We start from the raw sequence: 24,000 nt of genomic DNA, 5'->3' as shown, positions 1-24,000 counted from the left end.
TGCGACCCCCGGCAATGCGGAGGCCGAAGCGTTGGCAGCGGTGTGGTCGTCGTCCATCGGGGTTTTGGGCTTGAGTATTGAGGCGACAGGGAAAGCGATCGAGATATTGCGGCCTGCCCGGGTCGCCGTGACGGCGGGCTCGACATTGATGAAGGGGACGCAACTTGTGAAATACGGTGGTGCCATTGCTGCCGTGGCCGGATTTGCCGATAGTGCCAACTATGTATTAGCGGCTCAAAGAACAGCCTCCCAGGGAGATAACCCATCCACAATATCCTATTATATTGCCGGAGGACTTGCATTTCTCTCAGCAGGTGCAGGTGTAAGCACACTTTACTTTGGCACTGCTTTCCTAGGGCCTGTAGGGTTTGCACTAATACTTGCACTTTCGGCCTACACGTTTGCTTCGATAGCTAAAAAAGATGAATCGTCCCCACTGGAAATCTGGGCACGCCAGTCCAGATGGGGGCTACCCGATTCGAATCGCGAGTGGCAGACCGCCGATGAAAGTGACAACTCCATAGGTGCTCTCAATGCAGCCCTATTGGGTATTACTGCGCACGTTTCAATAGACATAACATTCAAAGAAACACACCCACCAAAAACGATAGAGCCGTTCGTCACGCTGAGGGACAGCTTCTCGATTCCACTCGAAACACGTCTGAACTACACAATAACCATTCCTAACTTTGTTCACGGACAGGCAAGATACGAATGGACGGTGGTAGTTTATTCACCGGGTAGAAACACAGTACCGACCGTGTACTCGGGAGACAGCGACAAGGCAAAAACCGAGCTGCATGAGAGCACCGGTAGTTCAGAGGATAGTTCTCGCCAAGGAAAGACTCTAAGAATAGAAGGGAGTACACCAACCGCAGATTTCAAAACTATCGACGCCTTTGAGTTAACAGTCAGCTATTGGCCCGACAAGGACGACACCACAAATTTCGCGAAATTAGTAAAAAAACAAGACAAACTGGACGTAAGGGGATGAAAATGAAAAAACCTATCCTGGTTCCTCCATGCTCAGGCTGGAAAGAGGACTTCCATCCTCCATTCACCTCTTCCAATGTCGCACCATCCCCCACACTATTAAGTGCAAACTACCAAGACGACACCTACCTGGAAGTATCACGACATTCAATAAGTGCTCGAGAGATACTATTTGTGCTAGCACTAGCCACTATTCCAGTTCTTATCCTGATCACTTACGCAGTAGTCGATAGCGTAATATATAGTCTGTACAATCTTATGCTGGCCGGAATCCTTACACTACTTGCAGGCATATGGCAGACAACTTTATTCCTTCGCGCGGCCAGCATGCCCCCGCGCGATGAACCAATACGTTTCAACCGTGCCCGCCAAAAAATTTACGCCTACAATTTCAATTTCTGTTGGTGGAACCCCTTCATTCCATGGCCAATAAAAATCGTCAGTTACGACTGGAAGGATGTACGCGCAGAACGCTGGAGAAAACAAGCCGTAACCCACCAAGGCTCGCACCTCGTAAAGACAGGGATCATGTTGTCCATCGTGGCGCCAGGCACCAACAACGTCATCGACCGATTCCCCTTGAACAACGCTTACGGTGAAGCATCGATTTGGGCCTATATATGTACTTACATGCAACATGGCCTCTCCGCGGTTCCACCAGCCCCGCTCAATAGAGATCACAACGATCTCCTCTGGTGCCAATTCGCCATGCGTCTGGCGCCAGAGGTCAAGTGGCCTGAGAAGATAGACCACGAATCTCGAACCGCCCCGCAGGCCACTCCACCTGTAAAGGTGGCGTTGTCATGAAACATGCCTTTATCTGATTATTAGTTACTGGCCCGACAAGAATAACGCCACAAACTTAGTCAGCCCTACAAAAAAACACAATTGAACACAACGAGACAACCATGAAAAATAGACCTACCCTAGTTCCTCCGTGCCCAGGCTGGAAGGAGGACTTCAACCTTCCAAGCGACCCGACTAAAGTCGACCCTTCTCCCATACTGCTAAGTTCAAACCATCAAGACGACATCTACTTAGAAACACCTCGCAACTCAGTCCGCACTGGAGGGCTACTGTTCCTATGCTTACCACCTAGCTTCATATTAATAGCAATATCCATAGAGCCAATAATAGACAGCATCCAGCATAGCGATCACGCGCGACTACTTATTGAACTGGTAGTTCTTACCATTGTGAGCTGGCAAGCAGCATCTTTTTATCGACTTGTCCGCTCCACACCACGTGATGAGCCAATACGTTTCAACCGTGCCCGTCAAAAAATCTACGCTTACAACTTTACTTTCTGTTGGTGGAACCCTTTCATTCCATGGCCAATAAAAATCGTCAGCTACGACTGGAAGGATGTACGCGCCGAACGCTGGAGAAAACAGGCTGTCACCCACCAAGGCTCGCACCTCGTGAAGACAGGGATCATGTTGTCCGTCGTCGAACAGGGCACCAACAAGGTCATCGACCGGTTCTCTTTGAGTAATACGTATGGGGAAGAGTCCATCTGGGCCTACATCTGCACTTACATGCAACATGGTCTCGATGCTGTTTCACCTGCCCCACACAATGAAGATCACAACCTTCTGCTCTGGTATCAGTTCGCCAAGCGTCTGGCACCAGAGGTCAAGTGGCCAGAAGCGATAGACCACGAATCGCGAACGGCCCCACAAACCGCTCCACTTGCCCAGGTAGAGTCGCCATGAAGCCTGTCGTCCTCGTCGGCCATCGCCACCTTTGCCCTCTCCACGGGGAAGGCACTGTCATCAGTGGCGCGGGCAGTGCCGCAGTGAATGGTCGTGCAATCGCACGCATAGGGGATGAACTCAGCTGCGGTGCGGTCATCGAGACTGGTGCAGCGCATACGCTCATTGAGGGCAGCCCTGCGGCGCGCCAGGGAGACAAGACAAGCCATGGCGGGACACTGATAGAAGGTGACCCCGCCTGGCTGATCGAATAGGGCTAGTGCTGTGCGGCAGGCTAGCGTCGTCGAGCATGATCATCATGACGGGCGCCACGCTATGCCCCCTGTGCGTGAAGAAGGGACTGATAACCGGCCACAAGCAAATACGCCTGGACCTAACGCAGAAGCTCCTGGCCTTTGCACGTGAATCAGGCCTCATACGGCAGGAAGACCAGATTACCTATGTGACCTTCATGGCGCTGCTGGGTGAGGGCCTGACGAGCGATCCCGTCTGGCAAGCCGCCATCAATGACGCCCTCGACAAGCAAACGTCGCTCGTCGAGTCGGTACAAACGCACCTGCATGAGCAGCTTCGCTGAGGACATCGGATGTTCGACTTCAACAAATTGCTCGAAATCACTCGGTAGAACTGCGAGGCCCTGGAGGCTCCCTTCGCCAGCGGGCCCGCCGTCCATTGCACGCGCACCTTCACCATCCTGCCCCTGCGCTATGCGGCCGTTGGCGGCACTACCGGCCAGCGCCTGCGCTTGCCAACCCTGCCCGATCACCTGCGCCATCCCTACAGCGTTGCCACGCTCCAGCATGCCGACTATGCCATTCGGCCACTGCGCCAAGGCTTCCTGTACGTCATGGAGAAACGCAAGCGCAGCGGGCAGCACAGCCTGCACCCGCCCTATCGCATTGCGGCGAACGGTTCATTGTCGCTGGTTGACCTCGGGCAGTCCGAGCCGGACGCCACAGACGGCCACACCCTGCGCGACATGATTCGCAACATGGCCTGGGCGTTCAACGTCCATGACCTCGAAGACCTGGCTGAGCTGCGCCTGTTCTACAGCCCCGACCCGTTGACCGAAGCGGCCCAGCAGCAACTGCTGCGTCGACGCGACAGGCCGCCGGCCGTGGATGTCGCCGCCTTCACCGGCCTTGGCTGCCCGACGCCCAGGCCTTATGTGCTGCGCCATGACCAACTGGACCTGGTCGCCGATTTCGCTGCGGAAACTGACAGCTCATTGCGCAAGCTGCTGGACAACCAGCTGTTCAGTGAAACCAGCGTCCACTCGCTAACGGCGGCCCGGTACATGCTGGGCCCGGTTGCCGGCAAACCCGAAGCCCGTGGTATCGCGGTGGTGGTGGAGGATGCCATCGGCATCACCCAGCAACTCAATGCCTGGCGCAACGCCAAGACCCCGCCCGAGCGCTTCCAGGTGCTGGACCTCGCCCTCGCCCGCAGCGCCCCCGCCCAGGTGGGCATGGCCATGACCCTCAGCGAGCTGCAGGTGGACCGCCAGGTCTTCGAGTACAACCAGCAACTGCCCGGCGCCTTCGACAGTGTCCATGGCTTTCACAGCCGCCTGCTGCGCCAGACCGCCACCCGCGGCTACCTGATCAACGCCATTGCCCGCCACCAGCTCGAACACGGCGTGCTCGCCCTGGTGCTCGACGACACCGTCGGCCTGGTCCAAGAGTACAACCACCAGCGCCTCAACTGGATCGCCCGGCGCCAGCAATGGCGCGAGGACCCGATGCGCGTCTATCAACTGCAGACCTCGCAGATCCTGCAGACCCTGCGCGCCATGCAATGGCCCTGGGCCGAGCAGCAGACCCCGTCCTTCGAGCCACACAGCGGCGATGGCCCACCGGTGTTCGTCGACCCGCAGGTCGAGCACCAGCGCGAGGTCGAACGGCGCGCCCGGGACGGCGTCGCCCGGCTCGAGGAGCGCTACCACGAGCCCCTGCGCGCGGGCTTCCAGGCCGAGTACGAGCGCCAGGAAGCCGAGTACCAGCGCTACATCGACCTGAACACCCAGGCCTATTATGGCTGCTGTCTGCAAATACGATCCACAAGCCATGCCGGAAGGACTTTACCAAGCCGTCATGCAAACGACCGAGGAGCCTTGAGCCATGGCCCGACACGGCGCGATTCGCAAGGGTGACCGTCACAGTGGTGGCGGTAGGATGATCGAGGGCCGCGGTGTACTGATCGATGGTGTGCCGCAGTGTGTGCTTGGCGATCGCGCAGCCTGCCCGCTGCACGGTGGTGAGTTCGCGCTGGTATCCAGCGCTGACAACACCGTGCTGTTCAACGACATCCCCTTGGTGTTCGAACCTGCGCAGCTGGCGTGTGGCTGCAGCGTTTTGTCTTCCTGTAGGCCGGGTAATGCCAGAGCGTAAGCCAACCTGAAAAGGTTGGCTGGCAGCGCCGACGCCATCGCGGGGCAAGCCCGCTCCCACGCTGGTATGTGCAGCACTGGGAGCTGTAGAGCGCCGGCAACGCCAGTGGCGTCATAGCGTAAGCCAACCTGGGGAGGTTGGCTGGCAGTGCCGACGCCACGCGGGGCAAGCCCGCTCCCACGCTGGTGTGTGCAGCGCTGGGAGCTGTAGAGCGCCGGCACCGCCAGTGGCGGCATGTTTACCCCATGAACAGCCGGTACGCCGGATTCTCCGTCTCGTCCCAGTACTGATAGCCCATCTCGTCCAGCGCCTGTGGCAACCCGGCCAGTTCGTCGTCCGGCACCTCCAGCCCGGCGAACACCCGCGCTTGTGCCGCGCCGTGGTTGCGGTAGTGGAACAGGCTGATGTTCCAGCGCTTGCCCAGGCGCTCGAGGAAGCCCAGCAGCGCCCCAGGACGCTCGGGAAACTCGAAGCGCAGTACCCGCTCGCCGGCCCCCGGCGCCGCGTGGCCGCCGACGGTGTGGCGCACGTGCAGCTTGGCCAGTTCGTTGTCGGTCAGGTCGAGCACCTGGTAGCCCTGCTCATGCAGGCTGGTTAGCAGTTGCTCCCGAGGGTCGTGCTGGGGGTGGGTCTGCACGCCGACGAACAGGCGCGCCTCCTTGCCCGGGTAGTAGCGGTAGTTGAACTCGGTGATCTGGCGCTTGCCCAGGGCCAGGCAGAAGGCGCGGAAGCTGCCGGGGCGCTCGGGGATGGTCACGGCGATGATCGCCTCGCGCTGCTCGCCCAGCTCGGCGCGCTCGGCGACATGGCGCAGGCGGTCGAAGTTGACGTTGGCGCCGGAGTCGATGGCCACCAAGGCCTGGCCCTGCAGGCCCTCGCGGGCCACGTAGCGCTTGATGCCGGCCACGGCCAGGGCGCCGGAAGGCTCGGTGATCGAACGGGTGTCGTCGTAGATGTCCTTGATCGCCGCGCACAACTCGTCGCTGCTGACCGTCACCACCTCGTCGACGAAGTGGCGGCACAGCTCGAAGCAGTGCGCGCCGATCTGCGCCACCGCCACGCCGTCGGCGAAGGTGCCGACCTGCGGCAGGATCACCCGCTCGCCGGCGGCCATGGCGGCCTGCAGGCAGTTGGAGTCCTCCGGCTCGACGCCGATCACCTTGACCTCGGGGCGCAGGTACTTGACGTAGGCGGCGATGCCGGCGATCAGGCCGCCGCCGCCGACCGGGACGAAGATCGCATGCAGCGGGCCGGGGTGTTGGCGAAGGATCTCCATGGCCACGGTGCCCTGCCCGGCGATGACGTCGGGGTCGTCGAACGGCGGCACGAAGGTCGCCCCGTCGCGATCGGCCAGTTGCAGGGCATGGGCCAGGGCGTGGGGGAAGCTTTCGCCGTGCAGCACCACATGGCCCCCCCGTGAACGCACGCCTTCGACCTTGAGCGAGGGAGTGGTGGTGGGCATGACGATGGTGGTCTTGATGCCCAGGTGCGAGCCGGCCAGGGCCACGCCCTGGGCGTGGTTGCCGGCCGACGCGGTGATGACGCCGCGTTCGCGCTGGGCGCAAGTCAGGCGCGACAGCCGGGTGTAGGCGCCGCGGATCTTGAAGGAGAACGTCGGTTGCAGGTCTTCGCGCTTGAGCAGGACCTGGTTGCCCAGGCTGACCGACAGGGCCGGCGCCGCTTGCAAGGGGGTTTCGATGGCCAGGTCGTACACCGGGGCCGAGAGAATCCGGCGCACTTGCTCGGACAGCAGTTGCTGGGGCGTTGCCGGGGTACGCAGGGTGGCGCTGAGGCTGGTCATCGATGACTCCTGGTTTTTTTGTAGTGCCCAGGAGTCAGAGAGAAGAAACCCGCCTCCAGGGCGGGTTCAGTGCATGTGTGCGCTAGCCCGCCAAGCTGATAATGGCGGTAATAATGCTGAGGGCGCGACGCTGCGGGAATGGGTTCATGGGGTAGGAAGCTAGCGTGGGGGACAGGCGCAAGTCAAGGACTTCAGCTTTGGCTCAAGCGTGTTGGTTTGAGTGTTTGTATGCGCATTTATTGGCGAGGGTGATCATCAAGGCGGGCCTGGAGATGGCCGGGCTGCCGGTGGGCGAGCCACGGCGGCGGGTGTTCGGGCTGGATGCCCAAGGCCGCGACCAGATGAAGACGCTGCTCGACGCCTTGCGTCAGGGCTAACATCAGCGACGTGCCTGTGGGAATCCGCTCCCACAGGCCATCTGCACGCTTGAGAACTCAACCCCGAACCCGGAGAATGTACCGACCCAAACGACCAGAAGCCATGGAAAAGGACCTTTCCAGTGAACCAGAAACAACGCGACGCCCTCAGCAAATTCCTCAGCTACGTACTGCGCCATGCCCCCGAATCCATCGACCTGTCCCTGGACCGCGACGGCTGGGCCGATGTCGACGCGCTGATCCACGGCGCCGGCCGGCAAGGCCATGCCTTCGACCTGCACGCCCTGCGTGAAGTGGTCGAGACCAATGACAAGCGCCGCTTCACCCTCTCCGACGATGGCCGCCGCATCCGCGCCGCCCAGGGCCACAGCAGCGCCCAGGTCGAAGTGCGCCATGTCGCCAAGACGCCACCCGCCCTGCTCTATCACGGCACCGCCAGCCGCTTCCTGGCCTCCATCGAAGCCCAGGGCCTGATCCCCGGCAGCCGCCACCATGTGCACCTGAGCGAGGATCCGCAGACCGCGTTGGCGGTGGGCAAGCGATATGGTCAGCCGGTGCTGCTCAGGGTCGATACCCAGGCCATGTGCGCAGCGGGAACGGTGTTCTATCAAGCCGACAACGGTGTCTGGCTGGTAGACCAGGTGCCGCCGGCCCATCTGTCACGCCAAGCCCTGTAGGAGCGGCCTTGTGCCGCGAAAGGGCTGCGTAGCAGCCCCGGCGATATCAGCCTGATGCACAAATCCTGGGGCCGCTTCGCAGCCCTTTCGCGGCACAAGGCCGCTCCTACAGGGGAATGTGCAAGCCTGGGACTAATGCGCCATCCCCAGCTCCGCATCATCCATCAGCGCCTTGGCCAACGCACTGAGGTAATGCGCCGCCCAGACCATCCGCGGATCTTCATCCATCACCCCGACCAAGGTCAGGTGCCGCACATAGTCCATCAACTCCGATGCTTGCTCGCGAGCGTGCTGGCAAGGAATGCCGGGCTCGATGCAGAACAACGGCTGGGCATCCTTGCCCTCGCCCTGATAAAAACGGGTCTTGCCCGGCGTGACCTGGGTCTTGCCATCGTCTGTGGTCATGATCGATCTCCCTGAAAACGTCGTCGGCTAGTGCAGCGTGCGGGGCTCGCCCGGCGCTTGGACCGAGTGCTGCACCTGGGTCAGGGCGGATTCGAGCAACGTGCGCACCGCCTCCATTTCGTGGGCGGCGGCCAGCATCAGGATCGCACCGGGCGACCGGGGCTTGAGCTGGACGGCCTGGTTGGCCACCGTGAGCGCGCAGAAGGCGTACTCGATGGCGCGTACCAAGGTGTCTTCGAGGAAGTGGGCGTGATCCTGGGGGGAAGGTGGATCGGGACAATCTTCAGCATGCTCGTACTCCAACAATGGTTGAGGGTTGAGCTGTCAGCTGAACTGCTGTCAAACAGTCGGGTGGCAGCTGTACGCGGGTTGACAGACCGAGATTGTTGGCACTCGGCGCACACAAGGTGCCCGCACGTACAGCTGCCATTGAGCGTATGCAAACGTGGACAACAATCGACGGCCTGTCAAAATTGGTAGCGGCAGGCCGAGACTAGAAGGCGAGTTGACCTGGGGCAAGGGCTGAAAGGCGGTAAAAGCATGCTTCGGAAATGAACTACAAGGAATAAGGAAGTTCCGATTCTTATCCTTGCTCCAGGTGCAAAAAACCAGGACAGGGAGGCTGCCTAGGCAAAGTCGTCTGCGAGGCTGCTTTTCTCGGTCGAACGCTACAACCTGCATGTCTTAAGCTGTTCGATGACAGCAGCCACGGTACCTCTCTCAAGCTTTAAACCTTCTACTGTATGGCCATCATCCCGCGACCAAACCAGTCGATCACCATCCCGTTCCATTTTGAAATACAGAATGAAACCAGAATCTTCAGCTTCAGTAGCCGAAAAATCCGCGATGCCTGGTAGCAAATCGGCTATTTCCCCCGAAAAGTAGGCCCTGGCATTGTCGAAAACTTCTCGATCTTCATAGATTAGATCCGCCGTAGAGTCAGGTAATCGGATGCCGGAGAAGAAACTCAGCGCTGAACGCAGCTCCAACGCTTCTACAGCATCAAAAATACGCACTCCACCGGCATACACGCAAAGCACACCATTTTTCCAGCTGTCACCCTGCACATTCCAAGCGTCAACGACCTGGAACTGCACGGCGAACCTATCCGGGTCACCTGCAATCACTTGATTCTCACTCCCAAAAGTTTCTGAGAGGAAAAAGGGGACAGATTTATTTTTCACACTCTAAATTTCGACTTGCCCCGCTTCCAGCGCTAGACGTCCTCACTAATATCTTCAGCATCAAGCTTCGTCGCCGTCTTGGCCATGCAAAGGCAGAAATTAGAGTAGGAAAATAAATCTGTCCCCTTTTCTGCTCTTTTCTGCTTTTTTGTCCCTTTTCTCTCACAATACCAAGTATTCAGTGCCATCCTCTCAACACATCTTCAGTGCTTCGTAAGCGCACTCAACACAATGATGAACCTGCCCTGCATTCAGATAATAATCTGGATCGCTCTGCAGCAGACTCTCATCATCCGTAAGAGCATCAAGATCGCCAAACAGCTTATCCAACACACAATAAACATCTTCGGAAAGCGGCAACTGTTCGTTTTTGAATCGCTCAAAGAACAACTCAGCAAATTGCTCCAAAGAACACGCCTTAGACAAGTACCCCTCCATCATATTCATATATAGCGACACCGCACTTTCCATCTCATCACCCTCCACCAAGCTTTCCGTTTTTAAGCACATGCCCTAGCTGAGTTGGACTCAACTTCCACCCTGAAAGAAACTGGCCGCCAGCATCACGAATCACGTTCAACCCAGTAACAGGATCCAAAAAGTGCGTTACATCTTTATTTCGATAAGTCCCATAAATCATCTTGGTCCCAGGCGCCACAATATGTTGCTGAATCAGCGCCTCAAATTCAATCTGCGATTGTTTGTTGAAATTTCCCGTTACGCCAAAATCTTTGGCGTGCCTGAAAGCATGCTGCAACTGGGCCTTCGTGTAACCAATTTGGGTATTTTCCGCTGTTTTTGCGACAGAGCGCAGATAGGGCAACCCGGCTTCCGCATCGGTGATGGCACCATTGGATCCCCCTATCCCGGTCCGACCAGCCTTGGTTTGAACCATGCGCTCGATTGCCGCCTGAACCCTCGGCGAATCCAGTACACCACCCGAAACTCCTGGCGGACGCAGTCCATTGATGCGTTGCCCGATAGGCAACATGGCAATCATGTTGAGCATCGGCGCCCATTGCCCGGAGACATCCGCCAGCTTTTCGAGGCTCAGTACCGCGCGTTCGGTCAACAGCTCCTTGAACTCAGTACAGGTCGGCGTCAGGCAGTTGAGTTTTTCCAGGTCCGCCAAGCCGGAGGCGATCTGCCCCATCAGGTCCCGGGCGCGGACCACGCCTCCGGTTTCCTTGGCCCACTCGAAGTTTTCCTCGCTCTTGAGCTTGTGCTCGTTGGCGACCCACAGCTTTTTCTGGCACCCCTCGTCAAAACCACAGATATTCATGTCGTCCACGAAGTCCGGCATATCGTTGTGGCTGAGGTTGTTGTATTGCGTGGCATTGCCCGCCACCCAACTGCCGGCCTGAAGACTGCCGGCATTGCCGCCATCAACCGCTGCCGCCGCCACCACACCCAGCAACTGCGAAGACATCAGCATCAGGTAGTCGCGCTGCTTCGGATTCATCGCAGTCGCCATCCGTCGCAACTGATTGGCGAACGCTTCGTTTACCCCCGCTGCCATGGCTCCGAGGGCGAAGTCGCTGCCCGACGCTTCGGCGATAAAGCCGCCGACCAGGGCATGCAGGGCGATCTTTTCCGGGCTGCCAGTCTTGAGGTTGAGGTTGCCAACCTGATCGAAGGACACCGCCGCCAAGGAGTTGTAGATCGTCGACTGGAGTATGCCCGCGAGCGTGACATCGCGTCCGAAGGCCTTGGCGACCAAGGCGGCCGATGTGTTGTTGATCAGTTGCTGTCCGGCAAAGTGACCAATGGCCTCCATCGAGCCGAGGTCGACAACCGTCTTGCCATTGACCTGCTTGGTCATGGTCATGTCGCCAAGGTAATGATCGGCTATGCCAGCCGTGATCGTGGCGATCGCGGCGTTGGTCAGGCCGTCCTTGCTGGCGACAGCCTTCAGGCCTGCGCCAAGGTCTCCCTTGTTGTTGATCGTGCCGACCGCACCGGTAGTGGCCAGGCTCGCAGCACCGGCCAACTGCATACCGGACAAGCCCGCACCCGCAGGTCCGAGCATCACCGTCATCAGGATGGCGATCACCATCTGCGCTGCCGGACCAAGGCCAGAGTTGGCGTATTTGAAGCTTGTGTGCACCTCCTGGACCTGGCGCCAATCGACGCCGCCTTGCGCCTCCAGCTCCTTCAGCCAAGCCAGCTTGGGATCGGCGTTGACCATTGCATCAATGGACTCGCGCACCGTCTGCTGATTGACCTGACGTACATCGGCACGAATGCTGCCCACGGCAGAGATCGCGACGTCGCCCGTGGCCACCAGTTCGCTCTGACGCAAGGTTTCGTCGGTGCGCCCCTTGCCCTTCATGCTGAACCAGCCAGCGTCTGACTTGCTCTTCTCGTGACTCTCCTGATGCAGGTCCTTGACCCCTTCGAAGGTGATGTCACCCCCGCTTTCCAGGGTCAGGTCGGCGCCGCTGGTGAGCTTGGCCACCTGGTAGCGTTGGTCGCCATCACTGACGAGGGTCAGGTCGCCACCACTGGTGATCTCGCTGCCGACATGACGCACGTCGGTGACTTCATCGCGCCTGGTCTTCTTGCTGCCGAAGCTGCCTTTGCTCTTTTTCTGGTACAGCGAGTAATCGCTGTCGGTCTCGGCCAGCAGTTCGAGCTGGTCACCGGCGTAGAGGAAGGCCTCGTCGCCCGCGCTGACGCGGCTGGAGATAAGCTTGAGGTCCTCGCCTGCCGTGAGCGAGACATCGCCGCCGGCCTTGAGGTCGGTCGTCACCTGGCGGACATGGTCCTCCTGGCGCGTGACTTTTTTGCTCTTGGCGTAGAAGTGCTCCTCGTTGGCCGCGGAGGCCAGGGTCAGGTCGTTGAGGGCATCGACGGTGATGTTGCGCTTGGCCTCCAGTTCGCTGCCGACGGCGGTGAAGTCGTGGCCGGCGAACATGCCCAGGTCGCGGCCCGCGGTAACCTGCGAGCCGAACTGGGTGATGCTCTCGCTGCTCTGGCGCCCGTTGCGGTACTGGGTGCTCTGCTCGGCCGAGCCGATCAGCAGGTCACGGCCCGTGCGGATCTCCAGGTCGCGGCCGGCCTGCAGCACACCGCCGACGTTGACCATGTCGCGGCCGGTGGACATCGACAGGTCGTTGCTCGCCTCGATGCGCGCGGCGCTGTCCAGGGTCGCCCAGGTGGTGTAGCGGCCCTGCGCCTGCGACTGGGTGCGCTCGTTGACCACGTCGCCCAGCAAGGTGGAGAGGTTGACGTCACGCCCTTTGATGATGCCGCCAGCACCGTTGTACAGGGTGTTGCCCGCCAGCAGGTCGACCCGCCCACCGGCTTCGATCAGCCCGGTGTTGACCAGGTTCTCGCCCGCGCTGGCCGACAGGTTGTTGCTGGCACGCACGGTACCGGGGTTGATCAGGTCGGTGCCGGCGATCAGGGTCACGTCCCGGCCTTCGATCAGGGCGCCGTTGGGTCCCAGCCGGTCATTGGCGTTGGCCAGGTACAACACCGGCACCAGCACTTTCTCACCCATCACCTGGTGCTCTTCGAGCCAGACGATGTCCTGGGTCAGTGCCGCCACCTGCGCCGCCGTCAGGCTGACCCCGACGGACAGGCTCAATTGCTGCTTGCTGGCCAGCGCGTTGTCCATCAGGTGGCGATACAGCGCCTCGTCGGAGGTCTGCCCGTCGATGTAGCGCTTGCCGGTGCGGGCCGTGACCGCCTGCTGGATCAGGCGCTGCTCGTAGAAACCGTCGCCCAGGCGTTTCCAGCTCTTGTCCGGGTCGTAGCCGAGGTTGCCGAGCAGGTAATCCGAACTCATGAACTGCTTGAGGTTGGTCAGCACCGGGTCGGTTTCGATCAGGTACTTGTGCGGCTGGGCGCCGGTCGTGGCGGCGGGTACGCCCTGCACACGGGGGATGCTCAGCGGGTTGATCGCGCTGGCCCGGCTGGAAACGCCGGCGGCCACGCTCGGGCTGACGGCCGCGACCGTCGGCAGTACCGGAGCCGGTTGCGTGATCGTGGCGCCACCGCCCGATCCGCTGGCCAGGCGCGGCGCCTCCACTTGTACAGGGGTGGCCTGGTGGCCTGCGCCCAGTTCGCTGCGGCCTGGCAGCGCCTGCGGCCCCTGCCCCGCCGCGATCGCCTCGACCCTGACGGTGTCGATCCGCGTATCCAGGTCGATGCCCTGGCGCTGGCGCTCGCCCAGTTGACGCTCGCTGGCACTACTCGGCGCCAGCGCCGCGATATCGACAGCGCGCCCCTGCATCTGCGGCAGCGGTTGCTGGCGCTGTTGCAGGTCGATGCTGGCGCCGCCCAGCGTCCAGCTGGCGGGGGCCGGATTAGCCACCGACACGCTGGCCTGGCTGGCGGCCTGGCTGCTCAGGCGGAACAGGCCATTGCCGCTGGTGGGCAGGCTGAAGCCGGGCAGATCCAGCGGGTTGACCTGGCGCTGGGCCAGGTCAGGCGGCAATTGCCGGTTCGGCGCCACCACCGTGCGGGTGAAGGTGGCGGCCGTGCGCGTGTCCAGCGTGCGCCCGGCGTTGGCGCCCGGCGCGTTCCAGGCTTGCTCGACTCCGTTGCTCAACCGCGTGGCGGCTGTGATCGAGACATTGCCACCGGCCTGGATGATTGCCGGCAGGTAGGTCTGGGCATCCCCAGCAATGATCTTTTCGCCAAAGACGTTGGCACCCTTGACCGCAGCGGGCGCTTCGGCACGAACACCCTGAGCGTACAGCGAAGGGGCACGGTAGTTCCTGTTGTAGTAATCGCTGCCCCTCCACGACTGCACGGCAACCGAGCCGAAGTTGAGCCAGTTGGACTGCTCGCGGGGTGGCCCACAGCACCTGAAGCTGTGAGGCAGCAGCCGCGAAGCCTGGCCATCGGCATTCAGGAACCAGAAGTCGTAGGCGTACTGGGCATCGTTGTACCGGTTGTACGCATACATTTCGACCGTATTGACCGACGCATCCAGGTACTTGAAGCTGGTGAAGTTCCCGACTGCGCTACCTTGGTTCTCGAAGGTATCGACCACGATGCTGATGTTGCCGCTGGCCGCCACCTGCGAGTTGCTGTTGGTGAACCGACTGCCACTGATATGCAGATCCTTCCCCGAGGTAATGCTGGCCGCCACGGCATCGGCACCTGTAGGCGCAGATGTGCGAATTTGCTCGACCAGGACGTAATGGGAAGGATCGGACCTGGTGATGCCCAGCCTTGGCGACGTGCAGCTGTAGCAACGAATCCCCAGCGCCGAGGAAATGACCTCACGGTTCACGTTGAAGTTGTTGCGCTCGTTGACCACCTGCGCCGCATTCAGGCTGAAGTTGCCCAGGCTCTGCATCTGCCCCGACAGGTTGCGGATCAGCGTCGCCCGGCTGCCCGGCAGCAGGCCGCCGATGGCGATGTCGCCGATGCCGTACAGGTCCGCCAGGGTGTTGTTCAAGCTGTCCGTGGCCACCTGCATGGCAGCGCCCGAGAAGATCAGCCCACCGCCCTGGTTGGTGATGCCGCTGGCAGTCAGCTGCAGGCCCCCCGAGCCTGCCAGCGTGCCGCTGTTGAGCAACTGCCCGGCGTTGATCTTCAGCATCTGCCCGGCCGTGACGCGGCCCAGGTTGCCCAGTGCCGCAAGGCTGCCCGCGCCGCCCAGGGTCACATTCCCGGCGCCGGCGAGCGTGCCGCTGCTGGCCAGGTCGATGCTGCCCGCATCCAGCGACAGGGCCCCCAGGCTGGTCGCGCGACCGCCCGCGGCGTAACGGCCAGACAACGCCAGCGCCAGGCTGCCGTTGCTGGCGATCAGGCCATCGTTGCTCCAGTTGGTGCCCGTGCCCACCAGGCTTTCGCTTGCCAGCAACTGACCGCTGCCGGTCTGCACCAGCTCACCGACATTGACCGTCAGGCGCGCCGCCTGGATCACGCTGCTGTTGGTCCAGCTCGCGGCGTTCAGGGTCAGGCCGCCAAGGGTGACGATTTCGCCGCCGGCCCCGCCGAGGTTGGCCAGGCCGATATCGAACGTGCCGGCCCCACCATGCACCAGGCGCCCCCCGGCATTGAGGAAGCCCGCCGACTGCAGGCTCAGGTCCTGGTTGGCGATTTCCAGCACGCCGCCACGGTTGTCCAGCGCCCCCGTCAACTGCAGGCGCGTGCCGCCGGCACTGCCCAGGGTACGCAGCTGGCCGCCCTGGTTGTTCAGGCCGGCTGCGCTCAGGCCCAGGCGGCTATCGCTCTCGATGATGCCGCCCGTGTTGAGGAGGCTGCCACGCAACCCGAACTCCACGGACTGGCCGGCGATCTGGCCATTGCCGCCGTTGTCCAGGTCGATGGCGTCGATGCCCAGTTGCCCCAGGGCAAACAGGCCGCCACCGCGGTTGTTCAGGTTGGCGGTGCGTACGTCCAGGGCGCCGGCCTGGGCGGCCAGGCGGCCACTGCTGTTGTCCAGCCCGCCGAGGGCGATCAGCTTGAGCTGGCGCGCCTGGATGATACCGTTCTGGGCATTGCCCAGCAGGCCACCGACCTTGGCATCGAGCAATCCTTGCAGGCTGGCGAGCACTCCGCCACGGTTGTCGACGCTGTCAGCCTCGAGCAGCAGGTTGCCGCCCTGCGCGATCAGCTTGCCGCCCTGGTTGTCCAGCGCGCCGAGGCTGGTGAGGGTGACGGCGCTCCTGGCCTGGGCGGCGCCGGCTTGGTTGCTCACACGTGCGGCGTGCACCACGAGGCTGCCGTCATCGGCGTGGATCAGGCCGTCACGGTCGTTGAGCATGGCGCCCGAGAGGTCCAGCTGGACGTTGCCATTGGCGGCCAGCGTGCCCTTGTCACTATTGTCGAGGCTGGCCCCTGCCAGGCGCAGGCCGGCCTGGCTGACCAGTTGTCCTCCCTGGTTGAGCACCACGGCGGTGCCCCTCACCTGCAAGCCCGCGCCGCTAAGCAGCTTGCCCTGGACGTTGCTCAGCTGGCCGGCGAGGTCCAGGGTCAGGGTGTCCAGCCCGACCAACGTGCCACCTGAGTTGTCCAGGCCGGCGGCGCGCAGGCTGAACGCCGCCCCGCTGTCGATCCGACCGCCCTGGCGGTTGTCCAGGGTGCCGTTTCCAAGGTCCAGGTGCTGCGCCGCGGCGCTGGCCAGGAACCCGCCACGGTTGTCGAGGCTGGCCGCCTTGACCCGGAGCATGCCCTGGCTGACCAGTGCGCCGCCCAGGCTGTTGTCCAGCGCTGCGCCGAGGGTGATCGTCAGGTCGCCCTCCCGGCTGGAGAGCGTGCCGCCGTTGCGATTGTCCAGGCTGCTGGCGGTCAGCTCCAGGCCTTGGCTGCCGGACACCAGGCCGCCCTGGTTGAGCAGCCGGTCGGCGTCCAGCGTCAGGCGCCCGGTACTGATCAGCCGCCCGGCGCCGTTGTCGAGGGTGCGCGCGCCCAGGCTGAAGCCCTGGGCGCTGGAAATTTCGCCCTGGCGATTGTCGAGGTCGCGCAGGTTGGCCAGGGTCAACGGGCCTTTGCCATAAATCAGCCCCGCACGGTTGTCGAGATCACCGGCCAGGCCCTCGAACAGCAAGGCCAGGCTGCCCTCGCTCAACAGGCGCCCACCTTGCTGGCTGAGGCGGGTGGCCTGCACCTGTAGCGCGCCCTTGGCGGAAATCTCGCCGGCATCGTTGCGCAACTGGCCGGTAGTCAACACCAGGCTGTCCTTGCTGCTGATCAGGCCCTTGGCGCTGTTGTCGACCTGGCCGGCCTGCAGTGTCAGGCGTTGCTCGGTCAGCACCTGGCCGCCCTCGTTGTCCAGGTTGGCGGCGTTCAGCTCGAGCAGCTGGCGGGCGTTCACCAGGCCGCCGGCCTGGTTGCCGAGCAGGCCGGCGACGTCCAGGCGCAGGTCCCCCCGGCTGTTGATGTGGCCGCCGGCATTGGCCAGGCTCGCCGCCTTGAGCGCCACGCCTGCGGCGGCGATCTGCCCCTTGAGGTTGAGCAAGGCGCGCTCCACCACCAGGCTCAGGCCCTGCTGGCCGAGCAGCTTGCCGTTGCCGTTGTCCAACTCGGTCGCCGCCAGGCTGAAGGCGCTGGCGCTGGAGATTTCACCGCCCCGGTTGTCGACACGCGCCAGGCGTTTGAGCAGTAACTGACCCGGCGTGTTGATCAACCCCTGCTGGTTATCCAGCTCGCCGTGGTCGAGGTCCAGTTCGATGCGCTGCGCGCTGTACAGGGTGCCGCCCTGCTGACGCAGGCTGGTGACGTTGGCGACCAGGGCCTGCTGGCTGGTGATGCGGCCGCCGCTGTTGTCCACTCGGGCCGCGTCGAGATTCAGGCTGGCGCCACTGGTCAGGCGCCCGCCCTCCTGGTTGTCGAGATTGCCGGTGGTGATGCGCAGCGCATCCTTGGCACTGACCGTGCCGGCCCGGTTGTCGAGGCTGGCGCCGGCCAGGTCGAGACGCCCGTTGGCAATCACCTGGCCGCCACGGTTGGCTACCGCCCCCTGGCTTTCGAGCCACAAGTCGCCGGCGCTGGACAGCAGGCCAGCGTTGTTACCCAGCAGGGCGCCGACCAGGCGCAGCCCACCTTCGCTGGTGATGCGTCCCTGGTCGTTGAGCAGGTCGCCCTCGACCTCCAGGTCCTGGCCGGTGTCACCACGCAACTCGCCGCCGCGGTTGTCCAGGCTGGCGCCACGCAGGTGGACACTGCCGGCGCCGATCAGGCCTTTCTGGTTGAGGGTCACCCGCTGTTCGAGCGTCAACAGGCCCTTGGCCAGCAGCAGGCCCGCGGCGCTGTTGTCCAGGCGCTGCCCGATAAGCGTGACGCTGCCCTTGCCGTTGATCTCGCCGCCGCGGTTGTCCAGGGTGGCGGCCTTGAGTACCAGGGCACCCGTGGCCCCCAGCAGCCCCGCCGCGCGGTTGTCGACCTGGTCGGCGTCCAAGGCCAGCGCCCCCTCGGCCTGGACCTTGCCTTGCCGGTTGTCCAGCGCCCCCAGGCGTGCCTGCAAGTCACCCTTGGCCGACAGCTTGCCCTCGGCATTGAGCACGGTGGCGGCGCCCAGGCCGAGATCGCCATCGGCCTGCACGGTGCCACCTTGGTTATCCAACGCTGCGCCGACCTGAAGCTGCAAACCGCCAAGACTGCCCAGCAATCCGCCGTGGTTGTTCAAGCCGGCGGCACTGAGCTCAAGCCCTCGGGCACTGACCTGGCCGCGCAGGTTGTCGAGCTGGCGGGCGATGCGCACGGTCAGGCGCTCGCCGCCCAGCAGTTTGCCGTCGGTGTTGTCCAGGCTGTCGGCAAGCAACGTGTAGGCCTGCAGGCTGGAAATCTCGCCACGCTGGTTGACCACCTCGCCGAGGTTGCGCAGCACCAGCGAGCCGGGCCCGCGAATCAGGCCGCCGCTGTTGTCCAATCGGCCGTGGTTCAGGTTCAGCTCCAGCCCCTGCAGGCTGAACAGCTCCCCGCCCTGCTGGTCGAGGCCGCTGATACTGGCTGTGAAGGTGCGCGCGGAAATGCTGCCGGTGGCCTGGTTGCCGACCTGCCCAGCCGTGAGCTGCAGACGCTCGCCGCTGCGTACGACACCCGCCTGGCCATTGTCCAGGGTGCCGGTGTCGAGGTTCAGGTTGGCTTCAGCGGTGAGTCGACCGCCGTTGCCGTTGTCGACGCTGGCACTGGCCAGCACCAGGCTGGCGTCAGTCTCGATGCGGCCGCCCTGGTTGTGCAGCCCCTGCGCGACGGTGGCGCGCAGGTCGCCCTTGGCCGAAAGCGTACCTTGCTGGTTGAGCAGGGACGCGCCATCGAGGTTCAGGCTGCCATCGCTGTACAGCCGCCCCGTGCGGTTGTCGAGCAGCGCCGCACTCGGACCCTGGCCACTGGCGGACTGGCCAAGCTGCAGATGCTGGCCCGCGCCGACAGTCCCGCCCCGGTTATCCAGCTGTGCCATGCGCAACTCGACCTGCTGACCGAACAGCAAACCCTTGCTCTGGTTGATCAAGCGGTCCAGCACCAGCGCCAGGTGCGTGCCCGCCAGCACCTTGCCGCCTTCGCTGTTGTCCAGCCGTTCGCCCGCGATGTCGACCCGCGCCAGGCTGGCCAGCCGGCCGCCACGGTTGTCGCTGCTGGCAACCTGCAGGTCGAGCCCCGCGTTGCCGGAGACCAGCCCCCCACCGCTGTTGTCGAGCGCATCACCGCGCAGGGTCAGGCGCCCTTCGGCGACGAATTCGCCGCCTTGCTGACGCAACTGGCGGATATCCGCGCTCACCTCGCCGCGGCCGGCCATGCGGCCCTTGCCATTGTCCACCTCGGCCGCGTCCAGGCGCAGCAACGCACCGGCGGTGAGCAGGCCCTCGCGGTTGTCCAGGTAGCGACCGGCGAACGCCAGGCCCTCCTTGCCACGCAACAGGCCCTTGCGGTTGTCGAGGCTGTCGACGGTCGATTGCAGCTGGCGGTCGGCATGCAGGGTACCCTGCTGGTTATCGACACTGGTGCCGCGCAACGTCAGCAGATCGGCGCCGCTGACCAGGCCGGTGTGGTTGTCCAGGCGCCCGAACGCCAGGTCGATCAACCCCTTGGCACGGATCTGCCCACCCTCGCCGTTGTTCAGCAAGGCGCCCGTGCCGACCCGTAACGCGCCATCGCTGGTCAGGCTGCCACGGCCGCTGTTGTCCAGGCTGCCGGCCTCGACCCGCAGGTCCTGGCCGGTGCTGAGGACCCCGGCACGGTTGTCCAGGGCCCCGGTGATGTTCACGTGGGTAGCCACATCGCCGAGGATCTCACCCCCTCGGTTATCCAGGGACGCGGCACGCACCTGGGTCAGGCCACCGCTGGATACTTCGCCCTCGCCGTTGTCCACGGCGCCGGCGACGTCCAGGGCCAGGTCCTGCTCGGCACCCAGGGTCCCGCCATGGTTGGCCAGGCTGGCGGCACGCAGCTCCAGGCTGGTCGCCGAGACCAGGCCATGGGCGTTGGCCAGGGCGTGCTCCACCAGCACCTTCAGCGCCTGGTCGCTGTGCAGCGTGCCGTTGCCATTGTCGAGGCTGTGGGCGGCCAGGGTGAATCCCCTGGCGCTGGATATCTCGCCGCCACGGTTGTCGACGCCGGCCAGTTGCCGAAGCACCAACTGCCCAGGGGTATGGATCAGGCCGCCGCGGTTGTCCAATGCGCCGAGCGACAGGTCGAGCGTCAGGTCGCCATCGCTGACCAGTTGCCCGCCCGCCTGCTGGTCCAGGCGCCCCAGTTCGGCCAGCAGCCCCTTGTGGCTGGCGATCCGGCCGCCCTGGCTGTTGTCCAGCTCTTTTGCCTTCAACACCAGAAGGTCACCGCTGCGCAGTTGACCAGCCTGGCGGTTGACAAGCACCTCGCTGGTGATTGTCACGGCCCCTGTGCTTTCGAGCAGGCCGGCATCGCCGTTATCCAGGCGCTGGCCCGTGAACACCAGGCGCCCGGCGCCCTTGATCTGCCCGGCCCGGTTGTCCAGCGCCTGCAGCTCGAGGTCGATATCGCCTGTAGCCAGGAGCTTGCCAGTGTGGTTGTCCAGGCCCGCGCCGCCGAGCGAGAGCGCGCCACCGGCGCTGATCAGCCCTGCGCGATTGAGCAGTTCGGCGTCGATGCGCGCGGTCAGTCCGGCATTGCTGACCAGTTCTGCGGCAGTGTTGTCCAGACGGCTTGCATGAACATCCAGCGCCTGCGCGGCAATGCGCCCACGGGCGTTGTCCAGGGCCTGGGCGATACGCAGGATAAGCACCTGCTCGGAGAGCAGCTTGCCGTCCTGGTTGTTGAGGCTGTCGGCAGTCAGGCTGAAGCCCTGCTGGCTGGAGACCTCACCCCGGCGGTTGCCAACCGTGGCCAGGTTGCGCAGCAGCAAGGCGCCCGGGCTCTGCAGCGTGCCGCCTTCGTTGTTCCAGTGGCCACGGGAAAGATCCAGGGTCAGGCCCTGCGCGGCACTGATGCGCCCCTGGCGATTGTCCAGCCCGGTGCTGGTCAGCAGCAGGCTGCCGTTGCCGGCGATCTGCCCCTCCAGGTTGACCAGGCTGCCGGCCTGTAGCACGAAGGCCTGCTCGGCCAGCAACCGGCCACGGCTGTTGTCCAGCTGGCCGGCGACTGTCAGTTGCAGGCCGCCGCGCGCCTGCACGGTGCCGTCCTGGCTGAGCAGGGTCGCGGCGCTCAGGGTCAACTGGTGGCCAGCGATCAGGCCGGCGGTGTTGGCCAGTTGCCCGGCAATCTGCACCCGCAGGTCGTTGCCGCCGAGCAGCTTGCCGGCGCTGTTGTCCAGTTGCCGCGCCACCAGCGCATAGGCCTGGCCGGCGGAGATCTCGCCGCCGCGGTTGTCGACGGTCCCCAGGCGTTGCAGGGTCAGTTGGCCCGGGGTGGTGAGCAGGCCGCCGTCGCTGTTGTCCAGGTGGCCGTCGGCCATGTCCAGGGTCAGCGCCTTGGCGCCGTGCAGCTGGCCTGCGCCACGCTGGTCGAGCTGGCCAACGCGCGCCGTGGCCTGGCCATCGCTGGCGATGCGCCCGGCATTGCGGTTGTCGACGCTGGCGGCCTGCAGTTGCAGGTCCTGCCCGGCGGCCAGGGCGCCGGCGCGGTTGTCCAGGCGCCCGGCGACGGTGATGTCCAGCGCCTGCCCGGCGCTCAGCCGGCCGCCCTGGTTGTCCAGCTGGTTGGCGCCCAGCGTGTTGCGCTGCTGCGCCGACAGCTCGCCACCGCGGTTGTCCAGGGTCTGCGCGGTGACGCGCTGGGTCTGACCGGCGCTGATCAGGCCGTTCTGGTTGCCCAGGGTCTGTGTCGCCTGCACGGTCTGGTCGCGTCCGGCCAGCACCCTGCCCTGGGCGCTGTTGTCCAGGGCGGTGCTGGTGATCCGGCTGTCCTGCCCGGCACTGAGGGTACCGCTGCGGTTATCCAGCTGCCCTTGTACCGCGAGGTCCAGGTCGCGGCTGGCGACAATGCTCTTGCCACTGTTGAGCAACTGCCCGCTGGCGATGCTCACGTCACCCTGGGCGTTGCGGCTGCCATCGGCGCTCACGCCGGCCTCGATCACGCCGAGGTTGGTCAAGATACCGGTGGCTTGCAGGTTGATCTGGTTACCGGCGGTAATAACCTGGCGCGATGCCAGGTCGGCACTGCTGCGCACCTCGACCTGGCTGACGCCATGCACCGGCCCTTGCAGGTCGACGCCGGCGGCCTGCAGCTTGACCGCGCCGCTGGCGCTGGCCTGGGCCAGGCTCAGCTGACCATTGGCGTCCAGGCGGATATCGCCGCCACTGGCCGCCACGTCCCCGGCCAGGCGCACACCGACGCCCGCCTCGGTACCTACCAGGCGAATGGCGCCGGCGTACATGCCACCCAGGGCGCTGGAGTCGATGGCCAGGGCCGGCGCATCGGCCGCGTTGCCAGCGCGCGGTGTCGTGGCCAGGGTCTGGGCGTCGACATCGTTGCGCCCGGTGATGACGTTCAGTTCACGGGCGCGCAACTGCGCGTTCAGGCGTGCCGAGCGGGTAATGATGTCGAAGCGTTCGACGTTGTCGGCATTCAACCCCGCCCCTTCCAGGGCCACGCTGCCGCCATCCACCTGATAGCCACTGATCGCGCCACGGCCGTCGAGCACCGGCTTGCCGGTGCTCAGGGTCACCTGTGGCGTGTTGATGAAGCCACAGCCATCACAGGTGATGCCGTGAGGGTTGGCGACGATGACCTTGGCCGCATGCCCGGCCACTTCGGTATAGCCGCGCAGCTGGCTGGCGTTGGCGCCGTTGACTTCGTTGAGGATGACATTGGCCGCCGCCCCTTGCAGGTTCGGGTTGCCGACGATGATCCCGCCCAGCTGGGTGGCCTGGGTGCGCTCGGTGGCGTTGTTGAGGATCAGCCCCTGCTGGCCGACGTTGTAGTCACTGAACTGGTTGTGCGACAGCCCGCTGCCGTTGGGCGCGGCGATGTTGATGATCGGCACGCCGTTGCCCGCCTGGCCGAGGCTGGTGCCTGGTCCGCTGACCACCACGCCTTCGGCTGCCTGCGCCCACAGCGGCTGCCAGAACATGGCGTTGGCCAGCAGGAAGGCCAGGCCACGCTTGGGCAGCCCGCAAAAGCGCTCACGGGGCTGAATTTCGGCCGAGCGTTGGCGGGCCAGGAAGGCAAACAGGCGAACGTCCATGTCAGGTCTCGTGAATCAGGCGGTCAGATGAAGAAATCCAGGCGGAAATACACCGGGCGTTCCTTGTCGGTCAGCACGTCGGGGCGTTCCAGGCTGTGGGCGAAGGTCACGCTGGCGGCCATGTGCTGGCCACGGGCGAACAACTCCAGCGAATGGCTGCTGGCACGGCCGTGGTACTCGCCGTTGTAGCGATCGTTGCGGATCACACCGAGGTCGTAGCCCAGGCCCAGACCGTACTCGGCCACCAGCGGCTGCAGCAGCGGCCAGTTCACCGGGCGGGTCCAGCGCAGGTCGTTGCGCCAGTAGCCACCGCTGTCGCCGGACAACGACTGGTCCTTCAGCCCGCGCACCGACGACAGCCCGCCAAGGCTGATGCGCTGCGGGCTGAACAGC

At 63.8% G+C, this 24,000-nt stretch carries 15 protein-coding genes and 1 pseudogene; 9 read left to right on the top strand and 7 right to left on the bottom strand.

The window, feature by feature from the left end; translation table 11 throughout:
* From NMG10_RS24380 to NMG10_RS24350, 7 genes and pseudogenes are all read left to right on the top strand, one after another.
* A pseudogene (locus NMG10_RS24380) lies at positions 1-994 on the top strand (hypothetical protein); the annotation flags it as partial.
* Positions 995-996: 2 nt separating this feature from the next.
* Positions 997-1,800 (top strand): DUF6708 domain-containing protein, encoded by an 804-nt coding sequence (locus NMG10_RS24375; protein WP_254465278.1) that lies wholly within the window; start codon positions 997-999, stop codon positions 1,798-1,800.
* 389 nt (positions 1,801-2,189) lie between these two features.
* Positions 2,190-2,708, top strand: coding sequence for a DUF6708 domain-containing protein (locus NMG10_RS24370; RefSeq protein ID WP_254465277.1), 519 nt, complete (start codon positions 2,190-2,192; stop codon positions 2,706-2,708).
* Positions 2,705-2,962 carry a PAAR domain-containing protein gene (locus NMG10_RS24365; RefSeq protein ID WP_254465276.1) on the top strand — a complete coding sequence of 86 codons (258 nt, stop codon included), beginning with the start codon at positions 2,705-2,707 and terminating at the stop codon, positions 2,960-2,962. The genes NMG10_RS24370 and NMG10_RS24365 overlap by 4 nt, the downstream gene beginning before the upstream one ends.
* 35 nt (positions 2,963-2,997) lie before the next feature.
* Positions 2,998-3,285, top strand: coding sequence for a hypothetical protein (locus tag NMG10_RS24360; RefSeq protein WP_254465275.1), 288 nt, complete (start codon positions 2,998-3,000; stop codon positions 3,283-3,285).
* 60 nt (positions 3,286-3,345) lie between these two features.
* On the top strand, positions 3,346-4,860 hold the full coding sequence (locus tag NMG10_RS24355) for a toxin VasX (protein ID WP_337994572.1): 1,515 nt from the start codon (positions 3,346-3,348) through the stop codon (positions 4,858-4,860).
* Positions 4,829-5,098, top strand: a complete 270-nt coding sequence (locus NMG10_RS24350) for a PAAR domain-containing protein (RefSeq protein WP_186716252.1) — start codon at positions 4,829-4,831, stop codon at positions 5,096-5,098. Before NMG10_RS24355 ends, NMG10_RS24350 begins: the two co-directional genes overlap by 32 nt.
* 238 nt (positions 5,099-5,336) lie before the next feature.
* On the opposite strand, the gene ilvA is transcribed toward NMG10_RS24350, so the two are convergent.
* Positions 5,337-6,899 (bottom strand): threonine ammonia-lyase, biosynthetic, encoded by a 1,563-nt coding sequence (gene ilvA / locus NMG10_RS24345; protein WP_254465273.1) that lies wholly within the window; start codon positions 6,897-6,899, stop codon positions 5,337-5,339.
* 248 nt (positions 6,900-7,147) lie between these two features.
* On the opposite strand from ilvA, the gene NMG10_RS25995 reads away from it, so the two are divergent.
* Positions 7,148-7,276: a hypothetical protein gene (locus tag NMG10_RS25995; RefSeq protein WP_269806852.1), complete on the top strand. Its 129-nt coding sequence runs from the start codon at positions 7,148-7,150 to the stop codon at positions 7,274-7,276.
* 122 nt (positions 7,277-7,398) lie between these two features.
* On the top strand, positions 7,399-7,953 hold the full coding sequence (locus NMG10_RS24340) for an RNA 2'-phosphotransferase (protein ID WP_254465272.1): 555 nt from the start codon (positions 7,399-7,401) through the stop codon (positions 7,951-7,953).
* A gap of 132 nt (positions 7,954-8,085) precedes the next feature.
* Here the strand turns inward: NMG10_RS24340 and NMG10_RS24335 are convergent, their stop codons facing one another.
* The 6 genes from NMG10_RS24335 to NMG10_RS24310 form a co-directional block, all read right to left on the bottom strand.
* Positions 8,086-8,358, bottom strand: coding sequence for a DUF3077 domain-containing protein (locus NMG10_RS24335; protein ID WP_028691523.1), 273 nt, complete (start codon positions 8,356-8,358; stop codon positions 8,086-8,088).
* A 27-nt stretch (positions 8,359-8,385) separates the two neighbouring features.
* A complete protein-coding gene (locus NMG10_RS24330) occupies positions 8,386-8,661 on the bottom strand; it encodes a hypothetical protein (RefSeq protein ID WP_254465271.1) in 276 nt (91 codons plus the stop codon).
* Positions 8,662-9,026: 365 nt separating this feature from the next.
* A complete protein-coding gene (locus NMG10_RS24325) occupies positions 9,027-9,485 on the bottom strand; it encodes an Imm42 family immunity protein (RefSeq protein WP_274235431.1) in 459 nt (152 codons plus the stop codon).
* A 249-nt stretch (positions 9,486-9,734) separates the two neighbouring features.
* Positions 9,735-10,013, bottom strand: coding sequence for a colicin immunity domain-containing protein (locus NMG10_RS24320; protein ID WP_254465269.1), 279 nt, complete (start codon positions 10,011-10,013; stop codon positions 9,735-9,737).
* A 4-nt stretch (positions 10,014-10,017) separates the two neighbouring features.
* Positions 10,018-23,607 carry a colicin D domain-containing protein gene (locus NMG10_RS24315; RefSeq protein ID WP_254465268.1) on the bottom strand — a complete coding sequence of 4,530 codons (13,590 nt, stop codon included), beginning with the start codon at positions 23,605-23,607 and terminating at the stop codon, positions 10,018-10,020.
* Positions 23,608-23,630: 23 nt separating this feature from the next.
* On the bottom strand, positions 23,631-24,000 hold a 370-nt coding region (locus NMG10_RS24310), incomplete at its 5' end, for a ShlB/FhaC/HecB family hemolysin secretion/activation protein (protein ID WP_254465267.1).

Source organism: Pseudomonas sp. DVZ6, from assembly GCF_024259445.1.
GTDB lineage: Bacteria > Pseudomonadota > Gammaproteobacteria > Pseudomonadales > Pseudomonadaceae > Aquipseudomonas > Aquipseudomonas peradeniyensis.
This window is presented reverse-complemented; position numbering and strand designations above follow the sequence as displayed.

Coding starts and splice junctions, on each gene's coding strand:
- NMG10_RS24375 (WP_254465278.1), top strand. CDS start 997: ATGAAAAAACCTATCCTGGTTCCTCCATGCTCAGGCTGGAAAGAGGAC.
- NMG10_RS24365 (WP_254465276.1), top strand. CDS start 2,705: ATGAAGCCTGTCGTCCTCGTCGGCCATCGCCACCTTTGCCCTCTCCAC.
- NMG10_RS24360 (WP_254465275.1), top strand. CDS start 2,998: ATGATCATCATGACGGGCGCCACGCTATGCCCCCTGTGCGTGAAGAAG.
- NMG10_RS24350 (WP_186716252.1), top strand. CDS start 4,829: ATGGCCCGACACGGCGCGATTCGCAAGGGTGACCGTCACAGTGGTGGC.
- ilvA (WP_254465273.1), bottom strand. CDS start 6,899: ATGACCAGCCTCAGCGCCACCCTGCGTACCCCGGCAACGCCCCAGCAA.
- NMG10_RS24335 (WP_028691523.1), bottom strand. CDS start 8,358: ATGACCACAGACGATGGCAAGACCCAGGTCACGCCGGGCAAGACCCGT.
- NMG10_RS24320 (WP_254465269.1), bottom strand. CDS start 10,013: ATGGAAAGTGCGGTGTCGCTATATATGAATATGATGGAGGGGTACTTG.
- NMG10_RS24315 (WP_254465268.1), bottom strand. CDS start 23,607: ATGGACGTTCGCCTGTTTGCCTTCCTGGCCCGCCAACGCTCGGCCGAA.